This is a genomic window from Tessaracoccus sp. (genome assembly GCF_016714275.1).
Taxonomy (GTDB): Bacteria; Actinomycetota; Actinomycetes; order Propionibacteriales; family Propionibacteriaceae; genus Arachnia.
The window spans coordinates 610,504-629,516 of record NZ_JADJNP010000002.1; the positions used below are offsets into that span (position 1 = coordinate 610,504).

Annotated in this window: 14 protein-coding genes and 3 pseudogenes; 10 read left to right on the forward strand and 7 right to left on the reverse strand. The window is 67.8% G+C overall.

Annotated features, from left to right (window positions below):
- Window positions 1-61 precede the first annotated feature (61 nt).
- On the forward strand, window positions 62-1,636 hold the full coding sequence (locus IPJ61_RS11495) for an acyl-CoA carboxylase subunit beta (protein ID WP_297107254.1): 1,575 nt from the start codon (window positions 62-64) through the stop codon (window positions 1,634-1,636).
- A complete protein-coding gene (locus IPJ61_RS11500) occupies window positions 1,633-1,842 on the forward strand; it encodes an acyl-CoA carboxylase epsilon subunit (protein WP_297107255.1) in 210 nt (69 codons plus the stop codon). The genes IPJ61_RS11495 and IPJ61_RS11500 overlap by 4 nt, the downstream gene beginning before the upstream one ends.
- A 12-nt stretch (window positions 1,843-1,854) precedes the next feature.
- Here IPJ61_RS11500 and IPJ61_RS11505 read toward each other — a convergent pair whose 3' ends face one another.
- Window positions 1,855-2,172: a hypothetical protein gene (locus IPJ61_RS11505; RefSeq protein ID WP_297107258.1), complete on the reverse strand. Its 318-nt coding sequence runs from the start codon at window positions 2,170-2,172 to the stop codon at window positions 1,855-1,857.
- Window positions 2,173-2,536: 364 nt separating this feature from the next.
- Here IPJ61_RS11505 and IPJ61_RS11510 point away from each other — a divergent pair.
- Window positions 2,537-3,929: pseudogene (locus tag IPJ61_RS11510) on the forward strand (IS1380 family transposase).
- Window positions 3,930-4,096: 167 nt separating this feature from the next.
- Here the strand turns inward: IPJ61_RS11510 and IPJ61_RS11515 are convergent.
- Complete coding sequence (locus IPJ61_RS11515) at window positions 4,097-4,663, reverse strand: hypothetical protein (RefSeq protein ID WP_297107262.1); 567 nt, start codon at window positions 4,661-4,663, stop codon at window positions 4,097-4,099.
- Window positions 4,664-4,969: 306 nt separating this feature from the next.
- Between IPJ61_RS11515 and IPJ61_RS11520 the strand changes: the two genes are divergently transcribed.
- The 3 genes and pseudogenes from IPJ61_RS11520 to IPJ61_RS11530 all read left to right on the forward strand — a co-directional run.
- Entirely contained in the window at window positions 4,970-5,569 is a 600-nt protein-coding gene (locus tag IPJ61_RS11520; protein WP_297107265.1) for a Maf family protein, read from the forward strand.
- Between the two features lie 160 nt (window positions 5,570-5,729).
- The gene (locus IPJ61_RS11525) at window positions 5,730-6,980 is read left to right on the forward strand and encodes an ATP-binding protein (RefSeq protein WP_297107268.1); all 1,251 of its coding nucleotides are present in this window, start codon (window positions 5,730-5,732) and stop codon (window positions 6,978-6,980) included.
- A gap of 117 nt (window positions 6,981-7,097) precedes the next feature.
- Window positions 7,098-7,312 (forward strand): annotated as a pseudogene (locus IPJ61_RS11530) (Maf family protein); the annotation flags it as partial.
- Between the two features lie 545 nt (window positions 7,313-7,857).
- On the opposite strand, the gene IPJ61_RS11535 reads toward IPJ61_RS11530, so the two are convergent.
- The 3 genes from IPJ61_RS11535 to IPJ61_RS11545 form a co-directional block, all read right to left on the reverse strand.
- Window positions 7,858-9,615 carry an ATP-binding cassette domain-containing protein gene (locus IPJ61_RS11535; RefSeq protein WP_297107271.1) on the reverse strand — a complete coding sequence of 586 codons (1,758 nt, stop codon included), beginning with the start codon at window positions 9,613-9,615 and terminating at the stop codon, window positions 7,858-7,860.
- A 91-nt stretch (window positions 9,616-9,706) separates the two neighbouring features.
- Window positions 9,707-10,867, reverse strand: a complete 1,161-nt coding sequence (locus IPJ61_RS11540; protein ID WP_297107273.1) for a hypothetical protein — start codon at window positions 10,865-10,867, stop codon at window positions 9,707-9,709.
- Window positions 10,868-10,871: 4 nt separating this feature from the next.
- Window positions 10,872-11,450: an RNA polymerase sigma factor gene (locus IPJ61_RS11545; protein WP_297107276.1), complete on the reverse strand. Its 579-nt coding sequence runs from the start codon at window positions 11,448-11,450 to the stop codon at window positions 10,872-10,874.
- A 211-nt stretch (window positions 11,451-11,661) separates the two neighbouring features.
- Here IPJ61_RS11545 and IPJ61_RS11550 point away from each other — a divergent pair, with 211 nt between their 5' ends.
- Window positions 11,662-12,078, forward strand: coding sequence for a lipoprotein (locus IPJ61_RS11550; protein ID WP_297107279.1), 417 nt, complete (start codon window positions 11,662-11,664; stop codon window positions 12,076-12,078).
- Complete coding sequence (locus tag IPJ61_RS11555; RefSeq protein ID WP_297107284.1) at window positions 12,075-13,628, forward strand: mechanosensitive ion channel family protein; 1,554 nt, start codon at window positions 12,075-12,077, stop codon at window positions 13,626-13,628. Before IPJ61_RS11550 ends, IPJ61_RS11555 begins: the two co-directional genes overlap by 4 nt.
- Here the strand turns inward: IPJ61_RS11555 and IPJ61_RS22190 are convergent.
- A pseudogene (locus IPJ61_RS22190) lies at window positions 13,572-14,659 on the reverse strand (ISAs1 family transposase). The gene IPJ61_RS11555 and the pseudogene IPJ61_RS22190 sit on opposite strands and share 57 nt — an antisense overlap.
- A 229-nt stretch (window positions 14,660-14,888) precedes the next feature.
- Here IPJ61_RS22190 and IPJ61_RS11570 point away from each other — a divergent pair.
- The gene (locus tag IPJ61_RS11570) at window positions 14,889-16,688 is read left to right on the forward strand and encodes an acetyl/propionyl/methylcrotonyl-CoA carboxylase subunit alpha (protein WP_297107292.1); all 1,800 of its coding nucleotides are present in this window, start codon (window positions 14,889-14,891) and stop codon (window positions 16,686-16,688) included.
- A 61-nt stretch (window positions 16,689-16,749) separates the two neighbouring features.
- Window positions 16,750-17,592 carry a hypothetical protein gene (locus IPJ61_RS11575; protein WP_297107295.1) on the forward strand — a complete coding sequence of 281 codons (843 nt, stop codon included), beginning with the start codon at window positions 16,750-16,752 and terminating at the stop codon, window positions 17,590-17,592.
- 7 nt (window positions 17,593-17,599) lie between these two features.
- Here IPJ61_RS11575 and IPJ61_RS11580 read toward each other — a convergent pair whose 3' ends face one another.
- A complete protein-coding gene (locus IPJ61_RS11580) occupies window positions 17,600-19,003 on the reverse strand; it encodes an NAD(P)H-quinone dehydrogenase (protein WP_297107297.1) in 1,404 nt (467 codons plus the stop codon).
- Window positions 19,004-19,013 lie beyond the last annotated feature (10 nt).

Sequence of the window (19,013 nt, forward strand, 5' to 3'; positions counted from 1 at the left end):
CCACACGCGAAACTCTGGGGCACCCGCATGCGCCGGCGAGACGCGGGCTACGCTGACCATCATGGAGATCGACATCCACACCACCGCCGGTCGGATCGCGAATCTGGGAGTGCGCATCGATGAAGCAGTGCACGCCGGTTCCGCCGCCGCCGTGGAGAAGCAGCACGCCAAAGGCAAGATGACAGCGCGCGAGCGGATCATGGCCCTCCTCGATGAGGGCAGTTTCGCCGAGTTCGATCAGTTCTCGCGCCACCGCTCGACGGCGTTCGGGATGGACGCGCGGCGCCCGTTCGGCGACGGCGTCATCACCGGCACCGGATCCATCCACGGCAGACCGGTGTGCGTGTTCAGCCAGGACGTCACCATCTTCGGTGGAGCGCTGGGGCAGGTCTACGGCGAGAAGATCGTCAAGATCCAGGACTTCGCACTGAAGACCGGCGTCCCCATCATCGGCATCAACGAGGGCGGCGGCGCTCGCATCCAGGAGGGCGTCGTCTCGCTCGCGCTCTACGGCGAGATCTTCAAACGCAACACGCTCGCGTCAGGCGTCATCCCGCAGATCTCGCTGATCATGGGCGCGGCGGCCGGCGGCCACGTCTACGGGCCGGCGCTGACCGACTTCGTCATCATGGTCGACAAGACCTCTCAGATGTTCATCACCGGCCCCGAGGTGATCAAGACGGTCACGGGCGAGGACGTCACGATGGAGGAGTTGGGCGGCGGTCGGACGCACAACACGAAGTCGGGTAACGCGCACTACCTTGCCGCGGACGAGAACGACGCCATCGAGTACGTGCGCGAGCTGCTGACCTACCTGCCGCAGAACAACCTCGAGGACCCGCCCGTCTACGACGAGGAGGAGGTCGACCTCACGATCACGGACCACGACCGCGAGCTCGACACCCTCATCCCCGACGCCGCGAACCAGCCCTACGACATGCGCGATGTCATCCGCAACGTCCTGGACGACGAGGAGTTCCTCGAGGTCATGCCGCTGTTCGCGGGATCGATCATCGTCGGCTTCGGCCGCATTGAGGGCCGCTCGATCGGCATCGTCGCCAACCAGCCGACGGTGTTCGCCGGTTGCCTCGACATCGACTCGGCCGAGAAGGCCGCCCGTTTCGTGCGCACCTGCGACGCGTTCAACATCCCGGTGCTCACCTTCGTCGACGTCCCCGGCTTCCTGCCCGGCGTCGACCAGGAGCACAACGGCATCATCCGCCGCGGGGCCAAGCTCATCTATGCCTACTCGGAGGCGACCGTTCCCCTGCTCACCGTCACGACGCGCAAGGCGTACGGCGGCGCGTACCTGGTGATGGGCTCGAAGCACCTGGGCGCCGACATCAACCTGGCCTGGCCCACGGCGCAGATCGCGGTCATGGGCGCCCAGGGCGCGGTCAACATCCTTTACCGCAAGCAGCTGGCCACCGCCGAGGATCCCGACGCCGAGCGCGCCCGCCTCATCCAGGAGTACGACGACGAGCTCACCAATCCCTACGTCGCCGCGGACCGTGGTTACATCGACCAGGTGATCTACCCGCACGAGACGCGTGCACAGGTGATCAGGGCGCTGCGGTTGCTGCGCACCAAGCGCGGCGCGCTGCCGCCGAAGAAGCACGGAAACATTCCGCTATGAGTGAGTCGCTGTCCTTCGACAAGGCCAGGCTCAGCGAGGAGGAAATCGCGGCGATCGCGACGGTGCTCGCCGCAGCCTCGCGGCAGGAGCAGCTCCGGCAGGCCGACGACCGGCCGCTCGCGGGCGGCTGGAAGTCGTACTACCGGACGCTGCGTCCCACCCTGGTGCCCGGCCGCGAGGCCTGGCGCACCTACCATCGGCTGTGACCTGAGCCAGGTTCACGCCTCGAGCTCACGCATCGCGGGGAGCGAGTACGGCAGTATGTCGGCGAGGAGCGCAGCGCACTTGACCATCAATGCGAGAGCCTCATGCCTGTTCGTCGCGGCAGCCTTGACCGCGAGGAGCTTGGCCTTTTCGGCGTCGGCGAGCGCACCGTCAGGGTAGTACGTCATGCCGCGCTCCTCGGCGTTTCTCTTCGCCTCGACGAAGGCGCGTTCCAGACGCGTCGCCGCGTCCCACAGCTCCAACGGCGTCATGACGTCGTAGTTGTCGTCCCACGCAATCAAGCACTCGAAGAAGCGCTCGGATTCGGGCACGGCGCTGTCGAGAAAAAGCCGGATTGCTGATCACCCAGACCGTGTCCATTCGCAGTGCACCGAAGCGCTCCTTGACGTCCGCCGCCAACTGACGGGCATCTCCCGGGACCGCAGCCAGGATGCCGGGGGCACCTCCGACAGCGGCGTGCTTCTCGGAAGGGCTCCCGCGCACCAGCGCCACCAGTACGGCTACGCCCATACCGACGAAGAGCGCCGCAGCCCACCACTATACAAGGCTCACTAGCCTCGCGCTTTCATGACGGTGGGTGGACTGTAGCGGCCTGAGATAGCGAAAGTGCCCCTGACTTGGGATGATGTGTTTTGCGAAGAACAAATCGTCCAACAAGTGAGGAGCACCTTCGAGGTGAAGAGTACCGGCTCCTATCCCAGGGCTCATGTCGATACCGCCAAGGTGGCCGCGGTCGGGCAGGCCGGCGGGATCCTGTTGACCGAAACCATCCGCGCCGCCGGCCTCGACCAGGCCCTGTCCGAGGCGCTCACCAGGTGGCGCAAACCGATGGCAGTCCACGACCCGGGCAAAATCATCCTGGATCTCGCCCTGTCACTGGTCCTCGGTGGTGAAGCGTTGAGCGACCTCGCTACCCTGCGCGCCGAACCAGGCGTCTACGGCCCGGTGGCATCGGACCCGACCGTGTCCCGACTCATCGCCACCCTCGCCAAGGACGCGGACAAGGCCATCAAAGCGATCGCCGGAGCCCGGCAACAGGCCCGCGCCAGAGCCTGGGCCCTGGCCGGTCAGCATGCCCCCGACCACGCAGCCACTGCCGAGGATCCTGTGGTGATCGATCTCGACGCATCCCTGATCACCGCACACTCGGAGAAACAGCAGGCGGCGCCGACGTTCAAACGAGGGTTCGGGTTCCACCCGTTGATGGCGTTCGCCGACCACGGCCCCGAAGGCACCGGCGAAGCCTTGGTGGTCCATCTACGCCCCGGGAACGCGGGCTCGAACACCGCCACCGATCACATCACCGTCACCAAGGCCGCGTTGGCGCAGCTCCCCGACCGCAGCCCTCGCCCCGGCCGGAAGGTGTTGGTCCGCGCGGACGGCGCCGGCGGCACGAAGGACTTCACCGCCTGGCTCGCGACTCATCGGGTGTCGTACTCGGTCGGGTTCACGCTCCCACTCGACACCAGCACCCTCTACCAACAGGTCCCCGAATGGGTCTGGGTCCCAGCCCTGAACGCCGATGGCCAGGCGCGTGAAGGGGCGGATCTGGCCGACTTCACCGGCCTGCTCAACCTCGACGGCTGGCCTACCGGGATGCGGGTAATCGTCCGCCGAGAACGGCCCCACCCCCGGCGCTCAACTCCGCTTCGATGACGTCGACGGCTACCGACTCACCGCCTTCGCCACCAACACCACCACAGGCACCCTGCAAGACCTGGACCTCAGGCATCGTCGCCGCGCCCGCTGCGAGGACCGGATCCGGATCGCCAAGGACACCGGCCTGACCAACCTCCCCCTGCACGGGTTCAACGCCAACCGGATCTGGTGCCAGATCGTGGCGCTGGCCTCCGAGCTGCAGGCCTGGAGCGGGATGCTGGCCCTGGCCGGCCATGAAGCCCGACGTTGGGAGCCGAAACGGCTGCGCTACCGCCTCTACACCATCCCCGCGACCTTGGCCCGCCGCGCTCGCCGCGTCGTCCTGCACCTCACCGAACAATCCCGCTGGGCCGAGCTGATCATCAACGGCATCGGCCGCCTCCGAGACCTACCGGCACCCGCGACCTGACCCCCGGGCCCCCACACGTCCCCCCCCGAACCTGGAAGCTCCCGGCCTGGAAACCCGCACCGCAGACGTCACGCGGAGCCTTGTCACACCCACCTGCAAGAATCAGATCTGCCTCGACGCCACCGGCGCCGACAAGCCCCAAACGGGCCCCTCATGAAAGATCGAGGCTAGGCGGTGCTGAAGTTGGCGTTGTGACGAGCTACCTCCACCATGATCCAGAGATTCTTCTTCGAATTCACACCAATGGTAGTTCCGCCAAAAGTGAACCCGATCGTAGACTCGATATTTGCCGAAAACTTTGCTTTGTTGTGGGCAGGCTTTGTGATCTTCTCATTGGAGGACGTCCCACCGACCTGGCGGATTTCCCAGTTATCAGCTCGAGTGATCGTCGAGGTCCCCTTAACAGGAACCGAGTAGTCAAACTCGAAAGACATCATCAAGAGCATCGAGTCCTGCGCGGCAACACAGCCGACATACTTGACACTCGAGATCTGCGATACACCTCTACACTTGGACGCTTTCATGGGCTGAATGGCACCCGGGCGCGCCTTGTATCCTTGGTCGACCGTCGATACGATCAGCGATCCGTCTGCGTATACCTCCCGCACCTGCGACCCCGAACGTTCGATCACCACTGGTTCGACACCCTCGCGGAACGAATCCCATCTTTCGCCGGCCACAAGCTTGGCAATCAACCGGTCCTGGGTCCCCTCGTCAACTCCGTACCCCGTCATCACGGCTCGCAACTCAGCCTCGTCACTCTCCTAAATTTCGTCAGCACGCGCGGGATTCGCCAGCGTACAGAGCAACAGCGCCAGCAGCACCGCCATCAACTTCTTCATCAAAGCCTCCTTGCCTGACCTGCGCCTCGCGCAGCCATTGTCGTCAACACAACCAATACTCCACGGAGGGTAGCACAACTTTCCTCATCTAACAACGGCAGGAAGTGACGAGCCGCGGGCACAAGCACACCGTCGAGCCCTTGTGGCAGATCGAACGTGGCGCACCACGTCATACCCGCTCCCGACTAGGCTGCGCGCATGCGCCTGATCCTGGCTTCCAAGTCCCCCGCCCGCCGGGCCGTGCTGCGCGCCGCGGGCCTGCACCCCGAGGTGCTCGTCTCCGGCTTCGATGAGCACGCCGTTCGCGACGCGGTTCCCGCCCGCCTCGCGTGCCGGTTGGCGGAGGCGAAGGCGTCCGTCGTGGTGCCGCAAGTGGAGGGCGACGCCATCATCATCGCCTGCGACTCCGTGCTGGAGTTCGAGGGCCGGGCGCACGGCAAGCCCGGCACCCGCGCGGCGGCCATCGAGCGGTGGCAGGCCATGCGCGGCCGCGAAGGCCTGCTGCACACCGGCCACCACGTCGTCGTGCAGCGGGACGGGACGACGACCGGCCAGACGAGGCTCGGCACCACCACCGTGCGCTTCGCGGACCTGGACGACGAGGAGATCGGCGCCTACGTCGACACGGGCGAGCCGCTGCGTGTCGCCGGCGGATTCACCATCGATGGGATCGGCGGAGCCTATGTGACGGCGATCGACGGCGACCCGTACAACGTCGTTGGCCTCTCGCTGCCGATCGTGCGTCAGATGATCATCGACGCGGGCGTCCGCTGGGAGTCCCTCTGGCGTCGGCACTGAGCTCCTGTCGCGCCGCGAGACGGCAAGTATCGGTAGCCCAGACAGCCGAGTAAAGGTAGCGTAGAACACCGAGCAAAGGTAGCGTAGAACGCCGAGCAAAGGTAGCGTAGAACGCCGAGCAAAGGTAGCGTAGAACGCCGAGCAGTGGTAGCGTAACGACATGCAGTACCGGTCAAGGGCTATCGACCTGGAGCTTGACGAGCTCCTCCCCCTTGCGCCCGCCATCGCTCTCGATGGCCCAAAGGGCGTCGGGAAGACGGGCACAGCGCTCCGGAGGGCAACTCAGGCCTGGTATCTCGATGACAAGGACCAACGCGCTCTCGTCGAGGCCGACCCCTACCTGGGCTCAGCCCAAGACGGGACTCTCCTCCTGGATGAATGGCAGCACCTTCCGCAGGTGTGGGACATGGTGCGCCGCAGCGTCGATGCCGGGGCACCGCCGGGACGTTTCCTCCTCACCGGTAGCGCCACTCCGCGGCCCGGCACCACGACTCACACGGGTGCAGGCCGGATTCTCTCTTTGAGGATGCGGCCTATGGCACTCTTCGAGCGCGGTGTCGTCGAGCCCACGGTGAGCATGCGGCATCTCCTCGCTGGGACGCAGGGCACGATCGTCGGCGACAGCCACCTCACACTGAGCGACTACGCCGGCGAGATCACCCGCAGCGGCCTGCCAGGGATCCTTGAACTCCCAGAACCACTGCGCGAAGCGCAGCTGGATGCCTACCTCCGTCGAATCATCGACCGGGAACTGAGCGATCAGGGACTCACCGTCCGCAGGTCCGAGACTCTCCGACGCTGGCTGACGGCGTACGCGGCGGCATCCTCGACAACGGCCGCATACTCGCGAATACTCGACATGACAACCGCAGGAGACGGCTCCCAGCCCGCCAAGACCACGACCATCGCGTACCGCGACCACCTCACCCAGCTCTGGTTACTGGATCCCGTCCCCGGATGGAGCCACTCCCGCAGTCACTTCACCAAGCTCCAACAGGCTCCCAAGCACCAACTCGCGGACCCAGCGCTCGCGACGCGGCTGCTCAACCTCTCAGCCCGCAGCCTGACGACCGCCCGGGGTGCCGCCATGACAGGACCGTTGTTCGAGTCACTGGCAACCCTGTCGATTCGAGCTGCGGCACAGGTGCAGAGGGCACGGGTCGGGCACCTCCGAACCAACCGCGGCGACCGTGAGATCGACCTGATCGTGGAAGGATCGGACGGCCAGGTCGTGGGCATCGAGGTCAAGCTCGCTACTTCAGTCGACGATGCAGATGTGCGGCACCTCCTCTGGCTCCGTGACCAGCTGCCTGACGACGTGGTGGATCTCGTGGTCCTCACCACCGGCGCTCATGCATACCGCCGCCCCGACGGCGTCGCGGTAGTGCCACTGGCTCTCCTCGGAGCCTGACGAGACGTCCCGCGCCGTAGCCCTTCAGAGTTTCTGCCAGTCGGGTCTGTCGACCTCCCGGACGCTGCCGTCGCGCTCCAGCACAAGGAACCGATCGAAGCCGTTCGCGCACCACCTGTCGTGCGTCACGGTGACCTGGACGACGAGGAGATCGCCGCCTACGTCGACACGGGCGAGCCGCCGGCGGGTTCACCATCGACGGCCTCGGCGGCGCCTACGTCACCGCCATCAAGGGCGACCCGTACAACGTCGTCGGCCTCGCCCTGCCGATCGTGCGTCAGATGATCATCGACGCAGGCGTCCGCTGGGAGTCCCTCTGGCACCCGAGCTAGGTGTAGCCGTCAGGTCGTGTTGCGGGAGCGGAGCGGGGCACCACGGCCGGGCCACGGTCGATCCCTGACGAGCAGCCCCGCACGCTGACTGGCACCGAGTGCAGGCTACGCGGGGCTGCGTCTCGAAGGGCCCGTAACTACGGCTTCCTAGGTGAGCTGTCTGCCGGCCATGGAATTTTCACGCACAACTCTGCCTCCTCTGCCCTACAGGGCATAGAAAGCGGACTTGTGCGTCAAAAGTCCATGCGCCACCTCGCTGCCACAACTCCCTGCCCTAGGCGCGGGACCTTTCGACACGGCGTTCGGGTACACCTCACCGTCAGCCCAAAGAACGACACTGCTGCCGTACCCCCTGCCCAAGGTTTCGGACCCTTCGAGACACAGCCCCGCACTATTCCCGCTCGGCGCAAGCCAGCGCGCGGGGCTGCTCCTCAGGGACCGCTGTGGGCTGCTCCTCAGGGACGCCTAACGGCGACGAGGGCAACGCAAGTAGATGGCGCACCAGGGCGTCGCGCAGCAGGCCACGTCCACTTTCGCAACGGGCCCTAGCCGGCCTGTTCCTTGAAGATCTCCGCGAACCGGCCGCCGGCGGCGAGCAGGTCCTCGTAGCGGCCCTCCTCGACGATGCGGCCCTCGTCGAAGACGTAGATGCGATCCATGCCGCGCAGCGTCCACGCGCGGTGCGAGACCACGATGGTGATGCGCTCGTCGGCCGATTGGCGCAGCTGCGAGAAGATCTCCTGCTCCGCCTCGGCGTCGATGGCCGACGTCGGCTCATCCAGCAGCCAGATGCCCGCGCCGCGGAGGTAGATCCGCGCCAGCGCGATGCGTTGCCACTGGCCGCCGGACAGACCCGTTCCGCCCCACTGCGTGCCCAGCTGGGCATCCAGGCCCCCGGGCAAGGACCGCACCAGGTCACCGGCTCGCGCGGCGTCGAGCGCCGCCCAGATCCGCTCGTCGGACACGTCGAGGTCCGGCGTGCCCAGCGCGACGGACTCACGCACCGTCAGTTCATAGCGGCCGAACTCCTGCGTCAGTAGCCCGAAGTAGCCGAGGCGCTCGAACCGGGTCATGCCCGCGACGTCGCGCCCGTCGATCGCGATCTCGCCGTCGTCGGTGTCGACGATCCCGAGCAGCGCGTTGACGGCTGTGGTCTTGCCCGCGCCGTTGACCCCGACGAACGCGATGGTCTCGCCGCGTCGCACCGAGAACGAGAACCCGGCGAGCGCAGGGGTCGTCTTGGTGGGGTAGGTCACCTGAAGGTCCGCAGCCCGCAGCTCGTGCACCACGGGTACGACGACACTCGGCTCGTGCGGCTCGATGGAGTCGATGAACGCGCGGAACCGGGTGACCTTGGGCGCGTCAGTCATCAGCGAGCCGTAGGAGTAACCCGCCATCCTGATGGCCGCAACGCCGGCGATCACGCCGAGCGTTCCCGCTGCAATACCCGCACCGCCCCCGCCGCCGAGCACGATCGAGGCCAGCGCCCCTGCGATCAGCGCCGCCGTGACGGCGCCCGCCAGCACCCCAGAGATCATGTAGGTGCGCAGGAGCCGGCCGAACAGGCGGTTGCGCTCGACCTGCGCGTCGTCCGTCAATCGCGCCATCCGCACCCCGGAGCCCAGCGTCGCCAGCTCGGTTCCCGTCCGGGCGAACACCAACTGCTCCTGGTAGTAGCCCTTCTTGCGCTCGAACTCGCCGATCAACGGCCACTGCTTGTCCTCGGCGATGGCCGTCCACGAGGATGCGACGATGGTCGGCAGCACGGCGATCACGACCAGGACGCCTGCCAACGGGTCGATCGTCCAGACCGAGAAACACAGCGCCGCGGCGCCGATAATCGCGCTGGCGGCCGAGATCGCGTTGCGCTCGTTTACGCTCACGTCCCAGATCGCGCCGCGGCACGCCTGGATGTTCGCGTTGACCTCTTCCGTCGCGAGCCGCTGCGGCGGCAGCTCCGTGATCGCCCACAGCAGCTGCTTCTGATACTCGCGGACCAGGGCAATCGCGGAGCGCTCCGCGAGTATCCCCATCAGGCTGCCGGTGATGAGAGCAAGGCCGACAAAGAAGGAGAGCAGGATGAGCGGTAACCACACCCCGTGTCGGTCATCGTCGACCGCCCGTACCAGTTGAGCGACGAGCTGCACCTGGATGGCCGGGTTGAGCGCCATCAGCAGCTCGATGACGACCGAGAACGCCAACCACCCCGGCGTCCACACCGCCGCCTGCTTCACGCTGTAGCCGGCCGACGTCAGCGCCTCGGCCAGGATGGTCACCTTGGATCTCGTCGCCACTTCGCTCACCCGGGCATCTTGGCAGAGTCATCTGAGTTCCGTCGAATATCGCGTACCGCAGGGCGGCCGCGACAACGCGACCGAGCCGGATGGGGCTGGCTCAGCGCTCCGGCCTGACCCAGCGGATGTCGTCGCCGAAGTCGGCGGGGGCGTAGCGCAGGCTCGGGAAGAACAGATCCGGGCTTCCCGGCTCCGCCTGCACCCAACCGCTGTTGCACTCACCCAGCCCCACCAGCTTGGTCCCGTAGACGGGCGACCAGCGGGTCGACGGCTGCAGGTCCTTCACCTTGACCCACTCCGCCGGCCCACCGACCTCGCCGTCCTGCACCGAGAAGTACCACGGGTCGACGCTTGTGCGGGTCGTGCCATCGGCACGCTCCTCGGGATGCCGCACGGCGTAGCAGACCTCCGCCTTCGCGGCCCACGCCAAGCCGTCCTCGTCGGCCTCGAGCGCGGTCACGGTGACGTCGAAGTAGCGGGTGCGCACGGTCTCGCCCAGCTCAGCGGTCATCTTCACCGGCCCGGTGGGGCGGTCGGGCGTCCCCGGGTCGGTCGTCCCTGGCCAGTTCCAGACGATGTCGTCGCCGAAGTCGGCCGGCGCGTAGCGCAGGTTCGGGAAGAACAGGTCCGGGCTCCCCGGCTCGGCCTGCACCCAGCCGGTGTTGCACTGACCTAGTTTCACCAGCTTGGTCTTGTAGACCGGCGACCACCGGGTCGACGACGAGAAGTTCTTCACCTTCACCCACTCGCCCGGTCCGCCGCCCTCGCCGTCCTGCACCGAGAAGTACCACTGGTCGATGCTGGTCCGGGTGGTGCCGTCGGCGTTCTGCTCGGGATGCGTCGCCGCGTAGCAGACCTCGACCTTCGCGCCCCAGGCAAGGCCTTCGTCGTCGGCCTCAAGCGCGCTCACGGTGACGTCGAAGTAGCGGGTCTTCACCGTCTCGCCGAGTTGTGCGGTCAGGGTCACCGGGCCGGTCGGGCGGCCGGACGACGACGTCGTGGGCGCAGGCGTTGTCGGCACCGTGGTGATCGGGGCCGACGGCGAGGAAGGGCCAGGCCCAGCCGGGATGGTGGGGCGGTTGCCCATCATCTGGACGGCCACGACGCCGAGCGCCACCAGCGTGACCGATGCCGCGAGGGCAAGGTAGGGAAGGTAGGGCTTGCGGGCGGGCGCGGCCTCGGCGGTCTCTGCGCCGAGGATGATGTCGTCGACCATCCGGTCAGCACCGGGCAGGTCGCGTTCGGGGGGAAGGGTGGTCATCATGTCAGTTCTCCTTGCCGAGAAGGTGAGCGACCTCGGAGGTCGCGAGAGTGGTGCGGGCGCGGGCGAGCCGCGACTTGACGGTGCCGACGGCGATGCCCAGCGCATCGGCGACCTCGGTCATCGAACAGCCGCCCCAGACGACGAGCTCGACGACCCGGCGCTGCCCGTCGGGTAGGCAGGAGAGGACGCCGTTGATGCGTCGCATCGACTCCTCGTGGGCGAGCCACTCGTCGATGTTGTCGTGCTGCCACAGCACCGGTTCCTCGGTCACGCGGCCGACGAGGCGGAACCGTCGTCGATCCGAGCGGACCAGGTTGCGGGCCTCGTTGCGTCCACAGGCGCAGAGCCAGGCCCTGACCGCGCCGGGGCGGACCGCGGGAAGGCGGTTGTCGGTGGCCTGCCTCCAGATGGCACCGAAGCAGGCCTGGGTGGCGTCCTCGGCGATCGTCCAGGAGGCGGCGTGCCGGAAAGCGACGTTATAGACAGCCTTGTTGTGTCGCCCGAAAAGCTCACGGAAGGCCGCCTCGTCGGCACCCCTCAGCGCGCCCCATAGCGCGTCGTCATCATGGGTGTCCCTCATATCTCGTGCCTCTGGTCGGCGGAACTGCATATACATCCTCGCCCCTCCTTAGGTTGCGGTACACCCTCGAATGTCCGGATACACCCAGTTCGGTTCCCTCCGTGTGGCAGATCCGGGGCATGCCAGTGATTTCGACAACGAAGCCAGGTCGCCATCCAGTGCGCCGCAGTAGGTGCCACCTATCCGCGGGACCTCTTACTAAGCTGGGCGCGTGCACAGGATCCTGATCGGCCTCGTCGCCGCGCTCATGCTCGCGGGCTGCTCGAGCGCTCCCACGACCGCACCGTCGTCGCCGCCCCCGCGGACCGCGCCGGCCGCGGCGCCCGACGGCGGCGTCTTCCTGACCGGCCTGGGCTTCACTAACGCACCCACCGGATTCTCCATCCCGGCCTCGGCGATCATCGACCAGGGCACCAACGCGGCCAACAACATCACCGTCCTCTTCACCGGCCCGACCGGCGCGGAGACCGCCGCCTACCTGCGCGACGCCCTTCCCGCCGTCGGTTTTGAGATCACCGCCGATGGCGACGACTCGCTCACCTTCACCGACGGTGTCTGGCAGGGCGCCTTCACCGCGACAGGGTCGCTCGCGGCGCTCACGCTCCGGACGGATCGGGGCACGCGATGAAGGGCGAAGAGGTCGCGCTGGACCTGCTGGCCATCGCTGGCTGGGCCGGACTCGGCCTGCTTTTCGGCGCCGTCGCGTCGCTGATCCTCTCGATCACCGGCTGGGCCATCGTCCGTCGGCATCCCCGCATGCGGGGTCTGACAAAGCGGATGCGCGCGCCGCAGCGGGTCTTCTGCCTCGTCCTCGGCCTCGGATTGACCGTTTTCGTCGCCACCTCCCCGGCGGTCGGCAGTTCCGAGCCGACCTGGCGGCAGCTGTTCGGGCACGGTTTCGTGATCCTGCTCATCCTCGCCGGCGCCTACGTGTTGACCGGGGTCGTGCGCACCATCGAGGACGCGGTCATCCACCGCGGCGGCCCCGACGGCGAGGAGACCGCCCACTACCGGCGCGTCCGCACGCAGATGCAGATCATCACGCGCGTCCTCATCGTCGTCGTCTGGGTGTGCGCGCTCGCCGGCGTGCTGCTCACCTTCCAGGGCTTCCGTACCGTCGGCGCTTCGCTGTTCGCGTCCGCGGGCGTGCTGTCGCTGGTGGCGGGTCTCGCGGCCCAGTCGTCGTTGGCCAACGTGTTCGCGGGAATGCAGATCGCCTTCTCCGACGCGCTTCGCGTGGGCGACCTCATCGTCTTCAACGAGCAGGGCGGCTCCGTCGAGGAGATCACCCTCACCTATGTCGTCGTGCGCACCTGGGACGACCGCCGGTGGATCGTGCCGAGCAATCACTTCACCACGACCCCGTTCGAGAACTGGACCCGCCGCGAGCCTCGACTGCTGGGGGACGTCCAGTTCGACTTCGACTGGCTCATCCCCGTCGAGGCCATGCGCGTCGAGCTGATCCGGCTGGTGACCTCCAGCGACCTGTGGGATGGCCGCGACGCGTCCCTGCAGGTAACCGACGCCGTCGGCGGCAGCGTGCGGATCCGCGCGGTGGTGTCGGCCGCGACATCGGGCGACCTGTGGGACCTCCGCTGCTTCGTGCGCGAGGAGCTGATCGCATGGGTGCAGCGCAACGCGGTTTACGCGCTGCCGCGGACCCGGGTGGAACCCGAGACGACAACTGCGCCGTCGTTCGAGGAACGCGAGCACTTCGTCGAGCAGGTCGTCGATGATTACGAACGCGAACAGCAGGCCGAGGAGACACGCTTCATGGAGCCCGCCGTAGCGCTCGACGACACCGGCGAGGACCAGACGCTCCCCGCTGGCTGCAGTCCTGGATCGATCACCGGCGCCAACCCAAGTCCGCCGACGACGACGCCGAGTCGCCCGTCGAGACGACGCTCGGCTCACGCAGCCCGGAGGCCCGCTTGTACTCCGGCTCGCCCGAGGCCGAGGAGCGCAACCGTCAGCTCGCCGGCCCTGGCGCGGCCGACATGGCGGAACGCGAAAGAGCCGCCGAGCGCCGGCTTGGCGCCACCGGCGAGCAGCCGAAGGTCACCGGCTAGAGGCACCGAACAGCTTCCCCGGGGTCCCCCAGGGTCCCGGCATAGTCCTATCTCACGTTGTCAGGAGCAGGTCGGCGGCCCGGTTGATGTCTCGGGAGATATAGCGTAGGCCAGCGGCGATGTTGTCCCAGCCTGCCAGACGTAGCAGGCTGATGGCGATGTTGCGGAGGGTGGCCATGATCTCGGCGCCGGTGCCGGTGTGGACCCTGCAGCGGTCCTCGTCAAAAGTGACATCCCTGACCCAATGAAGGCGGTTCTCTATTCCCCAGTGATGCTGCACCCAGTTGGCCACGACGCGAGGCTGTGCCTGTGACATCGGCTTGGAGCAGATCAGGTAAGCCACTTCCACGCTGCGCTTGCCTTTACGGGTGGTGGTACGGCGGACCTGCAACACCTGCCTGGCCCCAGGGAAGTCGATCCAGGCCGGCACCTCGATCGCTTTGACGGTGCGGGTGGCCTTGCGGCCATGACCGACTTCGGTGGTAGTACAGCCCACTGGTATCCGGGTCCAGGGCAGGGCGGCGATCTGCTTGTGCAGGGTGGGCTGGTTCTTCTTCACCGTGAAGACGAAGTCGGCGCCGTTGTCGGTGAGGAAGGTAGCCGTGGCGGTTTGCGTATGGAGCGCATCCGCGGACACGATCACTCCGGTCAGGTCCATCGTGCCTAGTAGATCCGTAATGCCGGGATCTCATTGGTCTTGGCATCGACCCGTGCCTGGGCCAGTACCAGGCCCGTGTCGTGACTGAGCACCGAGACCAGATGCGGTAGGCAACCATCGGTCCCGCCGGATCGGCGCAGCGTCTTACCATCGACCGCGACCGCCCGGGCTCCGCCGACCCCGGTGTGGCGCTGTCGCATCCAGGCACCGCACAGCAGGTTGAACATGACCGGATCGCAGGCTTCCAGCACCCGACGGATCGTGCTCTCCGACGGGATCGGTGTCGACATCTGCACCCGTCGCAGCAGGGCTGGGCCGAGGTCTTGAGCCCAGTCCCAGATCCCGACCAGCGACTCGGCACCGGCCGCGACGGCAGCAACCGCGAGCGTGAGGATCACCTCCAGCCGATGCCGCCGACCGCGCCGATGCCGGGGGTCCGGGACCTGGGTGAGTAGTTCGAGGATGTTAACGGCGTGCGGCATGCCAGGTTCGACATGGGCGGCCGTGACAGGGGAAGATGTCACTGGACGCGGTCCTTCGAGACGAGAACGGATGGGTTGACACCCCGATCTCAACCCGAAGACCGCGTCTCTTGGTCCACGACACGCCGACAAACCCAGCAAAACCCCTAGCCAGGAGCATCCTCAACAACCTTGCCGGGGCCCTGCGGGGTCCCCGCCGTGCGACAACTTGCGGACTACTAGACTCTCGATGAGCTCAATCCAGGAGGAGAAAGACGTGGGCAACGACGCCATCAGACGAGTCCTCATCGCCAACCGCGGCGAGATCGCCGTCAGGATCATCAGGGCCGCGCGGGACGCGGGCATCGAGTCGGTGGCGGTCTACGCCGACTCGGATGCCGACTCGCTGTTCGTGAAACTGGCCGACGAGGCCTATGCCCTCAACGGCGCGACTCCGGCGGACACCTACCTCAACGTCGACAAGCTGCTGGCCGTCGCGGAGCGCGCCGGTGCCGACGCGGTGCACCCCGGCTACGGCTTCCTCGCCGAGAACGCGTCCTTCGCCGCGGCCGTCGAGGGCGCGGGCCTGATCTGGATCGGTCCCCCGCCGGCTGCCATCGAGTCGCTGGGCGACAAGGTCAGGGCCCGCCACATCGCGCAGAAGGTGGGCGCACCGCTCGTGCCCGGCACTGCGGACCCGGTGGCCGACGCCGCGGAGGTCGTCGCGTTCGCCGAGGCCCACGGGCTTCCGATCGCCATCAAGGCCGCGTTCGGCGGCGGGGGGCGCGGCCTGAAGGTCGCTCGCTCGCTGGAGGAAGTACCGGAGCTGTTCGAGTCCGCCACCCGTGAGGCCGTTACGGCGTTCGGCCGCGGCGAGTGCTTCGTCGAGCGTTACCTCGACAAGCCGCGTCATGTCGAGACCCAGTGCCTCGCCGACACGCACGGCAACGTCGTCGTGGTCTCCACGCGTGACTGCTCCCTGCAGCGCCGTCACCAGAAGCTGGTCGAGGAGGCGCCCGCGCCGTTCCTCACCGATGACCAGGTCACCCGCCTGTACGCGTCCAGCAAGGCGATCCTGCGGGAGGCCGGCTACGTCGGCGCGGGCACGTGCGAGTTCCTCGTCGGCCTCGACGGCACCATCTCCTTCCTTGAGGTCAACACGCGCCTCCAGGTGGAGCACCCGGTCTCCGAGGAGGTCACCGGGATCGACCTGGTCCGCGAGATGTTCCGCATCGCCGCCGGCGAGGAGCTGGGCTACGACGACCCGGCCGTGCGCGGTCACTCGATCGAGTTCCGGATCAATGCCGAGGACGCGGGCCGCAACTTCATGCCCGCTCCCGGCACGCTCGTGAAGTGGCACGCGCCCAGCGGCCCCGGCGTCCGCGTGGACGAGGGGTACCACGTCGGCATGACGGTGCCTGGGGCGTTCGACTCGCTGGTCGCCAAGGTCATCGTCACCGGCGCGGACCGCGACCAGGCCATCGCCCGCTCGCGCCGCGCGCTGCAGGAGCTGGTGATAGAGGGCATGCCGACCGTCGTCCCGTTCCACCGCGCCGTGCTCGACGACTCCGCCTACACAGCCCCCGGCGGTGCATTCGGCGTCCACACCCGCTGGATCGAGACCGAGTTCGCCGGCGAGATCGCCCCCTACACCGGGCTGCTCGGCGAGGACGACGACGCGCCGGAGCCGGAGATCGTCGTCGTCGAGGTCAACGGCAAGCGCGTGGAGGTGAAGCTGCCGGGCGGCTTCGGCGCCCGCCCCGCGCAGGCGAAGGCGGCGAAGCGGCCCACGAAGCGCGACCGCGGCGGCAGCAAAGTGTCGGCCCCGAGCGGCAACGCGCTCACGACTCCGATGCAGGGCACGATCGTCAAGGTCAGCGTCGAGGAAGGCCAATCGGTCGCGGAAGGCGACACCATCGCGGTCATCGAGGCCATGAAGATGGAGCAGCCTCTGAACGCGCACCGATCCGGCCTCGTGACCGCGCTGGCCGTCGAGGCGGGGTCGACGGTGACCGCGGGCCAGGTCCTGTGCGAGATCGTCGACGGGTAGCCGAGGTCCCTTGTCCCGCGCTCCTATCCTGGAGGGGAGTTTGCAGGGATGAGGTGGTGAGATGAGCGGAATCTTCGTGATGATGTTCATCATTTTGACGGTGTCGCTCGTGCTGGGCGCGACGCGGAGGAACCGGCCCCCGTTGGGTGGCGGCGGCTACCCGCCGCAGCTGGATCCCCGCGCGCCGCAGCCCTTCGGCATGCTGCACGGTCCCCAGCCGCCGAACCCCTTCCTGCAGCAGGGCCACGCTCCGTCGTTTGGACAGCAGGGATACGGCGCGGGCTACGATCCCGCCGCGCAGCAGCCGATCTCGGAGACCTCGCGACGCGCTATCGACGAGGACATCACCCGGTTCGGCGACGAACTGCGCGACCTCGATCTCGACGTCGTCGGGCGCGAACTGGACGAGGCCACCCAGGCCGACTACACCCAGGCCCTCGACGCCTACGACGGCGCGAAGCAGCAGCTGTCCCGGGCCCGGTCCAACGCCGACGTGCGCACGATCGCCGAGATCATGGAAGGCGGCCGCTACTCGGTGGCCTGCGTCCGGGCGCGCGTGAACGGCCGGCCTGTTCCGGAGCGTCGTCCTCCGTGCTTCTTCGATCCCGCCCACGGGGTCTCCGTCGCGGATGTGTCCTGGGCGCCGCCCGGCGGCGCACCCCGCCAGGTGCCCGCGTGCGCCGCCGATGCGTCTCGCATCCGGACCGGGCACGACCCGTCGATCCGGATGGTCTACGCGGGTCCGCAGGGCGCAATGGTGCCCTACTGGGACCATCGCGACTACGCCCCGTTGGCCCAGGGCTACTACGGCCGTTTCGGCGGCGACCCCGCGCTGCGCTCCATCACGAACGGCGCGCTGATGATCGGCGGCTTCGCCCTGCTCATGGGGCTGCTCGACGACTGACCTCTCGTCAGGTCGTCAGGTGCGTGGTGTCGCGCTTGTGTAGCCGGCGCGCGGCCTCGGCCAGCGAGCCGGACATCGACGGGTACACGGTGAAGGCGTGGCTGAAGTCGTCGACGTTGACCCGCTGCGACACCGCGATCGACACCGCGTGAATCAACTCCGAGGCCCGCGGGGCAACGACGACGCCGCCGACGATGATTCCGGTGGTCGGTAGGCAGAACAGCTTCACGAAGCCATCGGTGAACCCCTGCATCTTGGCTCGGGCATTCGAGCCAAGCGGCAGCAGCACCGACGCGACGCGGAGGTCCCCCCGGTCCACCTCCGCCTGGGAGATGCCGACCGTGGCGACCTCGGGTGTGGTGAACACGTTCGAGGAGACGTTGCGCAGGTCGAGGGGCGTCACGGCGTCGCCCAATGCGTGCCACATGGCCACGCGGCCCTGCATCGCGGCCACGGAGGCGAGCGCGAACACGCCCGTGACGTCGCCCGCGGCATAGACGTCGCGGTTGGTGGTACGCGAGACCCGGTCGACGACGATATGGCCGGACGGGGTCAGCTCGATCCCCGCCGACTCCAGGCCCATGTCCGCCGTGTTGGGGATGGCGCCCACCGCCATAAGGCAGTGCGAGCCCGCGACCTCGCGCCCATCAGCCAGTGTGACGACGACACCGTCGCCCTCCCTGCGCGCGGCGACGGCGCGGCACTCGCTCATGATGGTCATACCGCGGTCCGCGAACGCCTTCTGCAGCACTGCGGCGGCGTCCTGGTCCTCACCGGGAAGGACCTGCGCGCGCGAGCTGATCAGCACGACCTCGCAGCCCAGGCCGTCATAGGCGGACGCGAACTCCGCGCCGGTGACGCCGGACCCGACGACGATCAGCCGTTCGGGGGTCTCGGAGAGGTTGTAGACCTGCTTCCAGTTGAGGATGCGCTCGCCGTCACACAGGGCGGCGGGCAGTTCGCGCGGCGTCGTGCCGGTCGCGATCAGCAGGATGTCGGCGTCGAGGGCCTGTTCGCCGGCATCGGTGGTGACAAGCACGCGGTGTGCGCCGTCGAGCCGGGCGTTGCCGCGCACGATGTCGACGCCGTCGGTCCGCAGCCGGCGCTCGATGTCGCGCGACTGCGCCTGCGCCAACTCCAGCACGCGCTCATTCACCTCGCCGAGGTCGACGCGGACGACGTCGGTCACGTCCGCGGCCGCGATGTGGAGGCCGAGCTGGCGCGCGTTCTCGATGCGCACCATCACCTCGGCGGTCGCAATGAGGGTCTTGGAGGGGACGCAGTCGCTGAGGACGGCCGCGCCGCCCAGGCCGTCGCGCTCGACGAGCGTCACCTCGCCGCCCAGCTGATTGGCCACCAGGGCCGCCTCGTATCCGCCGGGTCCTCCACCGATGATCACAACCTTGGTCACGCCTGCCATC

What these genes read in the sequence shown, in the direction of transcription:
- IPJ61_RS11495 (WP_297107254.1), top strand. Translation starts at nt 62, where the DNA reads ATGGAGATCGACATCCACACCACCGCCGGTCGGATCGCGAATCTGGGA.
- IPJ61_RS11500 (WP_297107255.1), top strand. Translation starts at nt 1,633, where the DNA reads ATGAGTGAGTCGCTGTCCTTCGACAAGGCCAGGCTCAGCGAGGAGGAA.
- IPJ61_RS11515 (WP_297107262.1), bottom strand. Translation starts at nt 4,663, where the DNA reads ATGACGGGGTACGGAGTTGACGAGGGGACCCAGGACCGGTTGATTGCC.
- IPJ61_RS11520 (WP_297107265.1), top strand. Translation starts at nt 4,970, where the DNA reads ATGCGCCTGATCCTGGCTTCCAAGTCCCCCGCCCGCCGGGCCGTGCTG.
- IPJ61_RS11525 (WP_297107268.1), top strand. Translation starts at nt 5,730, where the DNA reads ATGCAGTACCGGTCAAGGGCTATCGACCTGGAGCTTGACGAGCTCCTC.
- IPJ61_RS11540 (WP_297107273.1), bottom strand. Translation starts at nt 10,867, where the DNA reads ATGACCACCCTTCCCCCCGAACGCGACCTGCCCGGTGCTGACCGGATG.
- IPJ61_RS11545 (WP_297107276.1), bottom strand. Translation starts at nt 11,450, where the DNA reads ATGAGGGACACCCATGATGACGACGCGCTATGGGGCGCGCTGAGGGGT.
- IPJ61_RS11555 (WP_297107284.1), top strand. Translation starts at nt 12,075, where the DNA reads ATGAAGGGCGAAGAGGTCGCGCTGGACCTGCTGGCCATCGCTGGCTGG.
- IPJ61_RS11570 (WP_297107292.1), top strand. Translation starts at nt 14,889, where the DNA reads ATGAGCTCAATCCAGGAGGAGAAAGACGTGGGCAACGACGCCATCAGA.
- IPJ61_RS11575 (WP_297107295.1), top strand. Translation starts at nt 16,750, where the DNA reads ATGAGCGGAATCTTCGTGATGATGTTCATCATTTTGACGGTGTCGCTC.